This is a genomic window from Pseudidiomarina aestuarii, from assembly GCF_048263735.1.
In the GTDB taxonomy this organism is placed as follows: Bacteria; Pseudomonadota; Gammaproteobacteria; order Enterobacterales; family Alteromonadaceae; genus Pseudidiomarina; species Pseudidiomarina aestuarii_B.
The window spans coordinates 586,570-600,518 of record NZ_JBLXDX010000001.1 but is presented as its reverse complement, the minus strand read 5'-3'; the positions used below and the strand labels follow the sequence as shown (position 1 = coordinate 600,518).

Genomic DNA, 13,949 nt, shown 5'->3' with positions numbered 1-13,949 from the left:
TTCAGCCGGCTTAAGTGAGATTGGCGTGCTCCGGGAACTCGTTTCTCATGCAGTGCTCAATGGTGAGCTCCAGTGGGGCGAGTAGCTATCAAACGATTCCGGTGAGCGGGAACGTCTGCTAGTCTTGCTGGGATACTCTGACTTCAAACTGGATGATTGATATGAAATGGCCTGAGACATGGAAAGGAAACCTGCTAGCTGTTATCGCAATAGCCGCTTTTGGTGGCTTAGGCGCAATGATGTTCAGGGATGTCGAAGGCAATCTTGTAGGGGCCGTGCAAGGACTCGCTTCGTTGATGTTGGCCATAGTGGCTGTATACGCACTTTTTAATTGGCGACATCAGGAGGTTTCTAAGTTTAAGGCTCTACAAGCAGCAAATCTGTTTAGTCGTCTTGAGGACTTAAAATTTAGGCTAATGGAGCTTGAAAAGGAAAACTCTCCGAATGCAATTGTAAAGTCGTTGCAGGAGCGAACTGAGGGAAAATCACCAGTTGAACTTGAATTGATAATGATCGTCGACAGGCTTTCGTACAAACTTCAATCAACTCTCAAACGCATCGAACCGTTGTTCTCGACGGCAAGGACAATCGGTGAAGAGTTTTACAACGAAGTGCGCGGCCTTCATACGTTCGTTGAAGACAATATCCGACTGATCAAATTACTCAAACTCCGTGTACGTCAAATTCATATTTCTTCCGCGCCTGATAATCTAGATTCTAAAGTCGAGGATTACATAAAAAATTGGGACAACATCAAGAAATTAGAGTTTGTTTGGATGCATACTTGGGATAAAGCAGACCGAGCATCAAAATTATGCACTAAATTCATCGATTTGAGATAGCTGAACCAGCTGGAGCGCTAACTCATCCATCATCTGCCGCGGGCCTACATCAAGTCGCTTGTGGAACTCATCTGGCTCAAGCGTTACGTCTAGCCAATCAACTTGCTCCTGGGATAACTCTCCGGAGCTGATGAAATGCGTAGCTGGCTCTTGGCCATCAGCAGACAACGGCGTCGAGAACATTCCCTCAAGTCCTGATATTTCGCATTCGGCCAAACAGGTTTCGAACTCTGCTTTTTGCTCACTGGTGATTATGTAAGTGACTATCATGCGAGGGTTACTCCTGTTTTGGCTGCGACGTATTTTTCTGTGCGTTCGAGTTCTGCTTGAGAGCTGAGCTTTCCTCGGACTGCGAGACTGTATACCTCCCCATTGAATCTGTTATTCAGGAGGCCTCGACTGCCGATATATGAGGTTGCGTTTGCGTAATTACCTGACCCTTGCGGATCTGAGCTACTTTCTAATTCCAACCCGTTTATACGAATCACAGCTGTCTGGGTAGATATTTTAGCGAAGCTTGTAAAGACTCTTTTATCTGGACTTGGATAATTCGGATCTGTATTCAACACTTCGCGCACCGTGCCGCGAGTTGCGACAATATAATTACCCTGGTTGGCATCGACGCCATGAGTGTAAGAGCCATCAGTGTTCACTCCATCGGTGGTCAGTTCCCAGATAATTGCAAAGCCACTGGTATTCTTGTTTGCCCCACTGAACACGTTAATTTCATCTGTCGAAGAAAAGTCAATTGCGGGGGTTGTTAGGTAATCATCGATACCGTCAAAATACAGATAATAAGCATCTGGGATGTCCTCTTCGACAACATCGAATTTAGAATTCACTCGTTGATATGACAGAGTTTGGCTCCCCTTATTCATTTGAGGATGCCAAATCAAAATGTCACATTCATTCGACGACGAGCTGCCAATTATTCCGACTCGCAGTTGTCCCGTTGATGAGCTTTTGGTTAACTCTAACTCTACCCACTCCTCACTCGTCAGCTGGACTGTTTCTCCAGCATCAATGCTAAATACGATTGTTGTACTAGGCTGCCCATCATTTAAACGTGCATGCAGCTTTATACTTTTTTCACCGGCAATGTTCGTTGTCTGCAAAAGATAAGAACGATCGGCACTCAATGTTCCACCATTTAAATTACATTGAAGCCGAGCCGCCGTTTGCGAGCCGTCTGGTGCGATTCCATAATTGTCAGTCACAATCGGCAGCGAACCGAGACCATCTAGTTGCTTGACCCAAACTTCGTTACCAAAGTTCTCTGTATGTTGCAGGAGGTTATGTTTGCCAGTAATCGGTTCTCGTCCGAAGATTGGTCTAGAAGCGCTAGTAGCTTGGTGGGCATGGTTTCCAAAAATCTCTTTGATAGAGAGGCTCTCAATTTTAATATTTGAGAGTTGTTCTCCGTTCAGCAAAAACTCTATAACTGGATCTCCTGCAACTTGGAGTCCGCTCATTAATCCAGTTTGCGGATCATAACCGATGTTATTTGCAGAGCCTCCCACATTCATTCGAACGGGAATGAATCCGTATAGCCCCGTTAAATCACCACTAAGTTGTCCTTGAACCAAGTATCTTTTTCCCGGTTCTAGTCCGAAATTGAATCGGAAACGCGGATATCCCGGATCAGTTCCGACAGCGGTATTAGACATTATGTGATTCACCGAATCGTATGAACCAGAACTCCCGCCAAAATTAGAAATACTTGGAGAAGCAAGTTGAACGGAAGTAACCTTTTCCGGCCCCAGCTTCATCGATCGCGACTTATCCAGTATCAAACCGACTGGCTGTCCAGGCTCTGTGACTGGAGTGCTTCCTGCTGCATCCTGGTACATTGTGCTTATGTCCGATGGATCGAGCCAGAGTCCCTGCTCCCCCTGCAGAAATAACGCTTCCGGTGTGTAGTCAAGGACGTGGGGATAGAGTCGAAACGGGTCTGTTTCCGTCAGTAGTGGATCGCCACGCTCGGTCAGAATGGCGTTGATTTGCTCACGCAACAGCGCCTTGGTACCAACGATACGGTCGAGTTTTTCAGCGGTCGTTCCCATTAGATAACCTCCCCGTTGATGGCATCGAGAACGGCATCAATATCGCCTAGAGCAGATAGTACTGGTGCCGCGGCAGCTTGAGCATCCTCAGCCCACTGGCGCGAAGATTTGGTACCGACGCCACCTGGCTCGTTACCTGTTGCCCACTCTGCTGATAATGAAGCACTCTCAGCTGAAGACGTTGCGCTTTGGCCTGCACTGCCTGCTGATTGTCCGGCTGCATCAGCTGCTGATAATGTCTCTTGATGCTTGGTGACCACTTCACCATGCTTGGTGTTCACATTCGAATTCATGGTCGACACATCGTCACGGAACTGGCTGGTTTCGTTCCGTAGTTGCTGTGTCTGCGCTAAAGCCTGCTGTGCATCAGAATTTGCTTGGATGGCTGCAACAATGGCCGCGACGCTTGGCAGCGACTCTTTCGCTACGGCCACATTTGATTCATTTCGGTAAAGCGTCGCGAAGGTGTTACCACTGCCGGCAACACTGAAGTAATCACCATCGTCTGTTGCTGCTATTCCAGCTGCTGTGTCCGGATACATGTTTGATAGCGCCACTACTGCAGCGTTCGCGGTCTCTAAGCGCTCTGCAAATAGACGTGCTGCTTGCACAGCGCCTTGTAGCCCCTCAATGGTATTCCAGGCGATAAATGCGTAGTTGCCCGTATCATGCGGCCAATTCTTCCGGAGTGTGACACTGGATGCACTCGTATCAGCGCTCAACGCCTCAACCTGAGCAACGACCGGGTTGGAACCCACGGCAATGGTGGTACCCATGCCAAAGAAGCCCAGTGAGCCATCTGAGAGCGTCACATTCGATACGACGTTGCTTCCGTTCGTGAAGTCTGCTGTTCCAATTGTGAAGCCTGCCATGTGAACTCCTACACTAATTTTTCGTTGGTTTTGACCGTCACGCGACTTGAGGCCAATTTGATGGTTCCAACAATGGTGCGCGTGAAAGTGACCTGGTATTGTCTGTTACCGGCTGCAGCACCGTTATCGCGTGTCTCTAGGGTGATAGCTGCCTGAAAGCCTGTTTCCGTAAGACCGGGTTCGTTATTGAAATAAGTCTGAGAGAAGTTGACGGTCTGAGAAGCGATTGTCGTTCCGTCACGCTTGATGATGGCCGTCAAAGAATAATTGGAATCACGATAATCCCCATCCATGACGACGTTCATTGATACCGTTCCGGTCGCATCGACCGCATTACCAGCGGACGCATGAGTGACGGTTGCGGTCACTGGGTTCGAGTTGTTTCCAGTACTCGCAGCAAACTGTGACTCTGAAGTTGTGCCGACAACATCACGAATCCAATCGGGATCTATGATCCGCGTACCATCTTTCTTGATGGCAAATATTGCGTTGGCATCTGAGGCTCCACCAACACCGATAAAAATGGCATAAGGACTTGATGGGCGGCCATCGATGAGAACTCGGACATCACTGGAGGTTGACTCTGCAGTACGGTAGTACCCATTTTGTTGCGTGATATTACCGTCGACGTCGACAACGAATGAACCATTGCCGATATCAATCGTTCCGCCCTCTATAGCGCCAGAGAATGATCCAGATATTGCTTCGACATGACCACGAACCGTGAGTCCGTTTTGGGGTGTCCATTCGATGTGCTGACCAGATAAATTACCAGCAAATAGTCGTGTAGAGCTGATTGAGGCTCGCATGACATTGCCAATATCGTAGAACGTCAGATACGGTGTTGCGCCAACGCCACCGGAATAGAGTACTGCTCGCGGATTTGTTTGCCCTTCGGTATAAGTCACCGATTGGATATAGCCATCATTTAAGCGCCAGCCACCCAGTTCGCCACTAATCGAAGTCAGCGTTCCATTGAAGTTGCCATCGAGTGCGTTGACGGTACCTGTGATGGACAAGTTACCGCCTTCATAGGTCAATTTCTGGCTTCCGGTACCGACCTGAATGCGCTGGTTTGAGAACTCACCAAGCTTAGTGGTGCCCTCGGTAGTTGAGCCGTCAAATAGGAACAAACCTTTGATGCCGGCAACGGTTCCGAGTCGTATAATTTCACGTCCCTGGCCATTGCGGATTTTGACAGAAGCATCGCCATCGATGAGCCAGTCACCATCGGTGTAATTAACGTCGCCATCTATCGTAAGCTTGTCACCTGCTCTGACATAGAAACCGTAGTTCGTTGATGACCAGGTGCCGCTGCCGTCGTTCTTGGGCAGCCCTCCCAAGTACCCCATGACCACCTTTTCATCGACCGCATCGAATATCGAGATCCGATTCTTGGTCGAATCAAGTTGAACGCGAGTGCCTGAAGCGGCTGAACGCAGCAAGTCGGATGTCGCTTCCCAACCACCAATGACGCCGCGGTCAGCGAGAACCTCGCCTCGTATCACGAGTCCACCAACGGGAGTCCACTCGATATAGTCTGAATTCACGTCACCGGCAAACAGTCGACTTGGACTGAGCGAAGCGCGCAGGATGTTGCCAGGCTCGTAGAACGAAAGATATGGTTCATTGGTACCATCGCCTGCGAAGAGCACTGCACGATAGTTTGTTGAGCCTTCCGAGTACGAAACTGACTCGATGAAGTCCTGACGAATGCGCCAGTTGCTGAAACTTCCCTCAGTGGCCGTAACCTTACCGACGACTTCGAGACCAGTTGCCGGCGTCCATTGAATATAGGTCCCCGATGTATTACCAAAACGCATCACATCAGGACTTAGAGACATTACATTGGTGTTGCTGACATCGTAAGCATTGATGCGCGTGTTATTGGCGTCTATCTCGATACGTTTGCCACTGGAGGCACTTCGCAGCATGCCAGGTAATACCTCCCAGTTGGCAATGGTTCCATCATCGGCAATAATCGTGCCGCTAACCGTCAGAACACCATTGATGTACTCAAGTGAATTGTCACCTACACCAACCTTGATGCGTGCTGATGAGAACTCACCAATGACGTTGGCCATAGCAGAGCCATCAAAGATGAATACGCCTTTCTTGCCATCGTTGGTACCGAGACGAACGATTTCATAATCGCTATTGAATATCTTGACGCTGGCATCGTTCGCAACCAGCCAATCACCGCTGGTGTAATTCACATCCCCATCAATGCGCAGCTGGTCACCCGCTCGAATAAAGATGCCGTACACGCCCGCCTCCCAATTACCAGAGCCGTCGTTCTTGGGTAGTCCTTGGAGGTAGCCCATAACGACCTTCTCGTTCACCGCGTCGAAGACTGAAATGCGGTTCTTCTCAGCGTTGAGTTCGATTCGTGCACCCGACTGCGCCGAGCGAAGCATATTTTGCGTGATGTACCAGCCACCCATGCTACCGTTCTGAGAATAGATATCGCCGTTGACTGTTAAGCCTGCAGGTGTCCACTCCATGTATGGGCCATTAACGGAGCCCAATATGAAGCGTTGAGGTGACATCTCGCCCACCATCTCATCTGCAGCGTTGAAGAATCGTACGTAGTTGCCGTTACTATCGATAATGACGCGTTGCTCACCAGCGCCACCGCTTGCCAATGCCGTTTCATCTAGCAGCCATCCACCGAGCTCAGCGTCGACGGAAACCAGTGTGCCATCGAATACATAGCGCCCTTTGTTTGCATCCCAAAAAACGACTGGCGTGTTCGAGCTATTCAAGAACGCGAACGAGCCCGCTTTAAACTCGATTTGCTGCGTGGCGCCATTGTCATTGATCACGATCCCGGTGATTCGGCCACCCACGTCGACGCCCAGGAACGCTCGCGCTCCCAAACCGCCTTCAGTGAAGTAAGCCTGCAACGTGAGCAACGCATCAGCGTAGTTGTTGGTACCGGTTACTCCGGAGAGAATGGCTGTGATGCTTTCCGCATTGCCGTCAGCATCAGCTGAGGCCTGTTGCGCCAGCGCGAATGATGCAGCTAGTCCGGTACTCTCGTTATACACGTCCCCCTGAATGGCATCGATAGCGAACAATGCGCCTTCGACGTCTTTACCGGCTTTACGTGCGATAACCAGCGTGGCTCGCCCGGTCTCCTGCAGCTCTTGGTCACGGAACACCTGTGTAAACAGCTCAGCAACCGTCTGCGTAGGATTCCATGCGCCACCGAGCAAGGTGTCAATCGCATCGAGCTCTTCGCGTATAGGCTGCAAGAAGCCATCAACCTGTGTGCCAGCAGCGCTCGTTGTCGCCGCTTCGGAGATCCATTCAGAGCGACCGAAGTCATTCACTGTTCGTACGAACACAGTATGCAGCGTGCTTGGGTCCAGTCCGGAATAGATGTGACTCATGCCGCGGGCTTGCACTGTTGGCGTGTAACCTTCGCCATCACCCACAACGATGTCGAACTCGAACAAGGTCCGCACACCCACACCAGGGAGGATGGGCCGCACTTGGATTTGCCAGTCTGAAACTGTGACGGCCAACTCGGTTGGAGGCACCGGCTCAACGAGCGTGAGCTCAATCAGCGCTGGCTCCGAATACCGCTCAAATCGGTTCTTTGCTTCGACTGTTATGGTGTAGGTACCAGAGTCCAATCCAGCGACGTCCTGCCGAGGCATATCACTGGCAATGACCGAGAACTCAGAGACGACCGAACCGTCTCGACTGATGCGAACGCGGTAATGCGTCACCGCCTGCGGTAATGGATGTGACCAGGACAAGTAGCCCTGTCGATGCGTTGCCGCCAAGTCAGAAGTGAACTGGACGTTCTCCGGAGGCGCTGGCACGTTGAAGTCAGGCAAACTGGTATTGGGTGTGATATCGCCCACGTTCGGAGTGACGTCATCCGAATACAACAGCGGGGATTCCTCCTCGAGCATCAACCGAGTCACTTTGCTCTTGAGGTCAAAGTCCCACTCGGCCACGATGAATTCTTTGTCGATACCGTCATCCGGGAACTGAATGCGAACCGTACGTCCGGCTAATGCACTCAGCGCCTTTGCCTTCGCTGGAAACTCAATACGCATGCCCGCTCGGTTGCGCTCGAGGTGATACTTCATCAGCCGCTGCGCCATGCTAGAACTGGTCGTGAATGACAGCTGCAGGTCGTTCTCGAGCTCCATGCCATCCTTCTGCAGATAGGTGGCGTTCTTGACCACGGGTGCATCAGTCGGTTGCCACCCTTTGCGAGGGTCAACGAAGCTTGCACGGACCAGATTCACCCGGTCACGTATTTCGCGATGTGGGATGATTTTAATGTCGCCGGCTGCATCGTTCTCGGTGAGCGTGAGCGTAGCCATGCCATGATAGCTGGCCGTGTGCAGATAGATTTTACCGCCACGCCGATATGGCTTACCGCCACAGGCCGATAGGATGCGCTGCAGCACACTTGGCGGGCTCTCGTCATACATCCAAGTGCCATTGGCCGTGAATCGTTTCTCCTGGTGCGTAACACCATCAGAGTCTTCGTAGTCGACGAGCTCATCACAGATGGTGGCATGCTCGATGACATGGCCAATGTCGAACTTGTCGAGGTTGAGCTTCTTAAACCCTTTGAATCGAACGTAGTCAAAAGCACACAGGATAACGTTATCTGACCATTCCCACGTGGTTGGGTCATTCGAGCGGTGCGAACCCGCGCCACCCACAGTGGTGTCCTTGCGTGGATCGTAGACCTTGGAGCCTTTGACCTTAAATGTGACGTTATTCAGACCACCCGACATCTTCTCAGGGTCGACTGGCACATACACCACAGCATAAGCCACTCCAAAGCCGATATGGTCTTCCGTCCAGTCCTCAACATGGTCGATTAAATCAGGAGAAGCGGTCGTTTGCGTGCCATCAAATATGATCGCCTGGCAACCCTCATGAGGCTCTTTACCGTTTATTTCGTAGAGCTCAGCGGATTCAATGATGTGGCCGGCTAGTGTTACCGCAAGAACGTGCGTGTCCTTGTCGTTGATTTTCTTCCGAGCGTAGCCAACGATGCTGCCACTGACGACCGTGTCGCCATAGACGCCACGTCTCGACTGAAGCGGTGCTGTAGTCAGGTTCTGAGCAGCTCCGACATTCTCCTCGACCGATGGCATTTCGGGCTTCATGGCATTTTGTAGCGCTAAAGTTCCAACTCCCGCCGCAACACCTATCCAAACGGCGGCAGCCCCACCGACCGCAACGCCAGCTGAGATACCAACTATTATGGCTGGAATGACTTGAGGCATCAGTTAATGCTCCATGTACGGATGATCCATTTTGCAGGTGCTTGAACCAGCCCATCTTCACTGAGCACCCATGCACAGTTGAAATACACACCGACCGTGAGCGTTCCCATGTAGTCGACCAGGACGATGTCACCACGCGCTGGCGCTTGCCTTGGATTTGGCTCACCGAGCTTGGCGCGAAGCACTGCTTCAATAGATTCGTAACCCTCACGCTTGAGCACACGCATAGAGCCGAGCTCAGTGGAATAGCGGTCGCGGAATTCAGGTGCAGGGTCCTCACCGGTGACAGCCTCGATAGCATCTGCCGCAAACAAACAGCAATCGTTCACACCCCACTCAAATGGCATGGTGCGACGCTGCTGCAGGAGTTGAATCAATCGAGTTGGCCAATCTTTCACGCGCATTACTTCTGCTTCCTGTAATCAGGTGGATTTGCGGGACCACTACCACCACCGACAGAGCGACCAGGCACATCGCTATCAATGCCTTTGGCTATCTTCTCGACTTGGTCGAAGAATCGGTCTCCGGGATACATGGATTGCTGTGCTTCATCGGTCATGCGAGCGTTCTGAACCGGCTGGCTCCAACGCTCCCACCAATCTGATGCGCGAAGAGAAATAGTGAAGGGGCGGCCTCGCTTCAGACCAGATGACGCGATGTAACCGTCAAATAGAAGTGCACCACCGACTACTTGTAAATTTTCGTCGAGAGCAACAAGATGTAGTTGAGCGTCACCACCATTCGGGTCTTCGTCTACGACATCTGCAAACAAAGTCATGTCATGAACAACAAGAGATAAATCCATGCTATTGGCACCACGCCCACCATTTTCTTTGAACTTACCTATGCTGGCCAACTCACCAATGCCTTGGTAAACATTTCCCAAGTAGGTCCGTTCTCCAAGGCCTGTATGCGCACGAACCCAACCTGATGGAAACTGGAGCTCGCCAAAAATACGAAGCCTTTTAGGATCATTGTTAGCTATCATCTCTTCAATTGTGGGATCATCGAACCGCATTATCGAAGTGCCTCTTGAAACTGGATTTGAATGTTCCGGAAGCCTGATTTAGTGCCCGAAAAAGATGGGATATTTCTTGCATCTTTGAGCATCGCCCGAACACGAGGGCGATCACTAACTAAAGATTCACCGTCACTAGCAGGTTTGATTACTTCGGGCTGAAATATCAGCGTCGCAAGACCTGATGGAGAGGAATAGACATCTTCTGTGATTTCGTGGAGACGTTGACCCAACTGAAAACGATCACCAGCCTTAGCAACAAGTTCATTAGCGGCAAACCCTCTAACATTTAGAGTTGTTCCGTATTGACCGGCTCCATCGACAATCGGCGCTCCGCTCCATGAACCTTGGTTTTCATGGCTAGTGTCTTCTATAAAAGTAATACCGGTTTGACCTCTTAGCGCTAATAGATGGGCGCGCAACAATCTACCTTCAGCCTTTGTCAAAAATGAAAAGGTTAATGTGACGTGCCATTTATCACCTGGCTCCTCCCAAACTTCCTCAACTAGGTTGTAGGGAGATTCGATGGCTTTTGAAGCAGGTATAAGTGTGAAACCGCATTTACTGGGTTCGATATCTGGAAATAAATTCAAGCAGCGTTACCTCGCAAGCGCTGTGAAAGTGGACCATTACTTGCAAAATCGTCATAAAGCGACTGCTTCATTTGTTCCATCATTTCGTTCACTAAGTTTTCAAGGCGAGACTCAATACCGTCAGATGCTCCGCGCGCATCTATAGCAATTTGCGGTCGGAATTCGATTACTTGCGCTCTGGATGAGTTACCAGAGTTCATTCCTTCGACGCGGTTAACTAGGCGTTCAAAATTATCACGCTGACGTGGGTTCAGAACCATTTCATCGCGGCGCAACATCCATGTGCCTTCATTAGCAGCAGGCACTCGAGATATACCATCGTGTGCCTGACCTTGATAAGTGGTTCCTTTAATTGTTGTTAATAGACGGGCACCTTCAGACGCCGCGGTGGCCATCGCAGGTAAGTTAGTAGGGAATGGCAGCGCAAAAGCATTAGATATCGCGGTTGAAAGATTGAGCACTCCCTGAGCTATGGCAAATCCTTTGCTGACAGCAAACATCGCCTTATACGCGGCAGATTGCTCTCCACCGAAAGCTTTGGCTAATCCTGCGATACCTTCAAATATTTGTTGTCCAGCATAAAGCTGTGTTTGCAACTGCTTACGCTGCAATTCCTCAGTTTGCTTATCGAACAACTGCTTTGCCTGAAGTTTCGCCCGCTCAATTTCTTGGGTTTTAGCAATTTCAAGCTGCCCATACTGGTCAATTAGATCTAGTCTCTTTTGATACTCTGCAGCAATTCTTTGCTCGGGCGTCATTAATTCATTTTCATTTGCAGACACCATCGATGTGAATTGCGTCTCGATTTTCTGGTTTTCTTGTTTTTTTTCTTCCTTTTTGCGCGCTTCATCGGCTAAGCGCGCCTCGTTCAATAGTCGTCGCTCCAGCTCTTCGTTAATACCTTGAAGTTTGCCATGCTCGATTTCATAGCGAACTCGAGCAAGCTCAGTAGTTATGTTGTGCACATTGGCCTGTTCACGAAGATTCTCTAGATAGCCTTCGGCGTCAGCATGCACTTTTTGAATTTGTTTTTCGGTATCGAGTTCTTTTGCTTTTTCGAGCAGCAGGTTTTTGGTACCTTCCTCAGCTTCTTTTAGTGCGCCATGTTCAATTTCATATCGCACTCGTGCCGCCTCGCTAGTATCGCCAAGCAGAGCAAGTTCAGCTTTGTAGTTTTCTACCCGTTTGAGAGCTTCCTTATTGAGTTGCTCAAGGCGCATTTTTTCTGCGTCAATGGTGGCCTTGTCTCTTTCATTCGTTTTGGTTTCAAAAATAACGCCTTTCTCTGTACTACTTTTATCGAGCGCGTCTTTTTTTGCCTGTGTATCAGCTATGCGTTCGTTCAAATCGTCAAGCTGACGCATCAAACTATTAAATGTCGTATCACCGGTTCCCTGACCGGCAGCATCAGTCACTTTGTTTTCAAGCGCTGCTCGTTCGCGCTGCATGTTGTAAATTTCAGTAGCTAGACGCATACGGGCAGTATTGGTTTTGCTTAAGTCCGCCTGCAGTTCCCCTAATGACATGCCGCGAGCTTCTTGGACTGAACGGATCGATGCGGCCAGTTTGTCGGTGCTGGTTTCTGCTTTTGCACTTGAACTTGAGTACATTGCCAAGGCAATTGCACTTGATATGAGTATGCCGGGCCATCCTCCAAACGCAGCGAACAGGCCTCTACCAGCAGTGGCTAACATCCCTCCACGGGCAGCTGATGCTGTCATGGCTGCTGTATGAGCTTTCTCAGCTGCAGCAGCTCTCGCCGTTGCGGCGGTTAACGCGGATTTACTAGCGGCTAGTCGATTTGTCGACTGAGTATACGCGCGAGTTGTGGCCGTGCTTTTTGCTAAAGCTATTGCTTTACGATTTTCTGCTTGAGCACTAGCAAGCGAGTTTTTGGCTGCAACCAAATCAGCTTGTGTAGACCGCACCGTATCTGCGAGGTCAGCTCGTTCGGCATTGATTTTTACATTCTTAGCGATGACATAACGCAGAATTGCAGAAGTAGCAGCTCCAGCCGCCGCAACCATTGCTATTTCCAAAGCCACTGCTAGTTCCTGGGCATTTTCTCGCGCAAACTGAAGGGCTTCACTTTGAACTCCTAAAAGAGGAGTTAAAATGTCATCTATTGGGTCTTCAAGCGCTTTTGCTGTTTCTAAATACTCATTTCTGTTGCGCTGAATTTTTGAATTAATATTGTCGTATGTGGAAGCTGCGGCACCTTCATATGTATTTAAGGCTTTTATAAGTGTGGTTTTGAGCATATCGGAAGTGATCTGCCCGTCATTAACCATTTGACGAAATCCACCTGGATCTAACCCAGCAGCTTTGTCCAACGCTTGCAGTAAGCCTGGCAAAGATTCAACTGTTTGGTTGAGCTCTTCAGCTCGAACTAAAGGGGAGGCAAGCGCTTGTGATAAGCCATACATTACCTGATTAACTTGAGTGGAGGTTGCGCCAAGAGCAGCGGCCGCGTCGTTAATACCCAACATTATAAGACGTGATTCAGCACCAGTTATGATGCCGCCTTTTTGCAAGGCAAGAAGCCGACTATATGACTGAGTTAAAACTAAGAGATCCTGACTTTGTTTGGATGCCGTTTGGCTGACGAATTGTTGAGCCAGTGCGTACTCTTCCGATGAATCTGTTAAATTTCTCAGACGAACATCTGCAGCCTGCATTTGTCCAGCTGCACCGGTCAAGTTTACAGCCATATTTTTTAGCTGCGAAACGCCAAAATAGGTGGCAATTGCTAAACCCGCTCTACGAACTGCACTTGTAAGCACGTCACTTTGTTTAGTGACATGGTCAAATCCTCGGGTGGCGACCTGCGAACTATTTCCAGTTGCACGCAGTTCACCATTAAGGGTACGCTGCTGCGCACTGGCTTTACTCAGCGCATTGACGAGGTCGGAAGATTCGCCCTTAAGGCGTATCATCAAGCTTAAGTCGTTACTCAAGTTCGCTCCTCGTTAATTGCCTGGCTATAGTGTTCAACAAGTGTTCGTAGGCGCTGATAGTCATCTTTATCGATATTGATACCGCGCATCCGCGCATCGGCCTCAACCGCTACAACGTCTAATCCCAAACAAAAATGCTGATTCCATCTCAGCAAATCGTATACCTGGAAGAACCACTCAAGCGCAGGGTGGCAGACTTCTAAAATCTCAATCACAGCGGCCTCGGTGTAGTTCAGCCGCTGCTGTTCGATCAATTCAACTGGGGCACCCGCAGCCTCCATCTGCTCAATAAAGGCCTCTTCTTCGCTGCTATCACGCTGAGGGCCTTTGGCGAGCT

Annotated in this window: 10 protein-coding genes; 1 reads left to right on the top strand and 9 read right to left on the bottom strand. The window is 49.8% G+C overall.

Translation table 11 applies throughout. The annotated features are described in order from the left end of the window. Window positions 1-161 precede the first annotated feature (161 nt). A complete protein-coding gene (locus tag ACN0S4_RS02825) occupies window positions 162-842 on the top strand; it encodes a hypothetical protein (RefSeq protein ID WP_417656200.1) in 681 nt (226 codons plus the stop codon). Here ACN0S4_RS02825 and ACN0S4_RS02820 read toward each other — a convergent pair. Genes ACN0S4_RS02820 through ACN0S4_RS02780 form a run of 9 tightly spaced genes read right to left on the bottom strand, consistent with a single transcriptional unit; the run spans window position 813 to window position 13,893 of the window. Beyond that, window positions 813-1,112 (bottom strand): hypothetical protein, encoded by a 300-nt coding sequence (locus ACN0S4_RS02820; protein ID WP_417656199.1) that lies wholly within the window; start codon window positions 1,110-1,112, stop codon window positions 813-815. The genes ACN0S4_RS02825 and ACN0S4_RS02820 overlap by 30 nt on opposite strands. Further along, window positions 1,109-2,905, bottom strand: coding sequence for a phage head spike fiber domain-containing protein (locus ACN0S4_RS02815; protein WP_417656198.1), 1,797 nt, complete (start codon window positions 2,903-2,905; stop codon window positions 1,109-1,111). Before ACN0S4_RS02815 ends, ACN0S4_RS02820 begins: the two co-directional genes overlap by 4 nt. Continuing rightward, window positions 2,905-3,777 (bottom strand): hypothetical protein, encoded by an 873-nt coding sequence (locus ACN0S4_RS02810; protein ID WP_417656197.1) that lies wholly within the window; start codon window positions 3,775-3,777, stop codon window positions 2,905-2,907. Before ACN0S4_RS02810 ends, ACN0S4_RS02815 begins: the two co-directional genes overlap by 1 nt. An 8-nt stretch (window positions 3,778-3,785) precedes the next feature. Next, window positions 3,786-9,044, bottom strand: a complete 5,259-nt coding sequence (locus ACN0S4_RS02805) for a phage tail protein (RefSeq protein WP_417656196.1) — start codon at window positions 9,042-9,044, stop codon at window positions 3,786-3,788. After that, window positions 9,044-9,448, bottom strand: coding sequence for a DUF6950 family protein (locus ACN0S4_RS02800; protein ID WP_417656195.1), 405 nt, complete (start codon window positions 9,446-9,448; stop codon window positions 9,044-9,046). Before ACN0S4_RS02800 ends, ACN0S4_RS02805 begins: the two co-directional genes overlap by 1 nt. Beyond that, window positions 9,448-10,062 (bottom strand): hypothetical protein, encoded by a 615-nt coding sequence (locus tag ACN0S4_RS02795; protein ID WP_417656194.1) that lies wholly within the window; start codon window positions 10,060-10,062, stop codon window positions 9,448-9,450. Before ACN0S4_RS02795 ends, ACN0S4_RS02800 begins: the two co-directional genes overlap by 1 nt. After that, window positions 10,062-10,655, bottom strand: coding sequence for a hypothetical protein (locus ACN0S4_RS02790; protein ID WP_417656193.1), 594 nt, complete (start codon window positions 10,653-10,655; stop codon window positions 10,062-10,064). The genes ACN0S4_RS02795 and ACN0S4_RS02790 overlap by 1 nt, the downstream gene beginning before the upstream one ends. After that, a complete protein-coding gene (locus ACN0S4_RS02785) occupies window positions 10,652-13,612 on the bottom strand; it encodes a tape measure protein (RefSeq protein ID WP_417656192.1) in 2,961 nt (986 codons plus the stop codon). The genes ACN0S4_RS02790 and ACN0S4_RS02785 overlap by 4 nt, the downstream gene beginning before the upstream one ends. Beyond that, the gene (locus ACN0S4_RS02780; RefSeq protein ID WP_417656191.1) at window positions 13,609-13,893 is read right to left on the bottom strand and encodes a hypothetical protein; all 285 of its coding nucleotides are present in this window, start codon (window positions 13,891-13,893) and stop codon (window positions 13,609-13,611) included. Before ACN0S4_RS02780 ends, ACN0S4_RS02785 begins: the two co-directional genes overlap by 4 nt. Window positions 13,894-13,949: the final 56 nt, after the last annotated feature.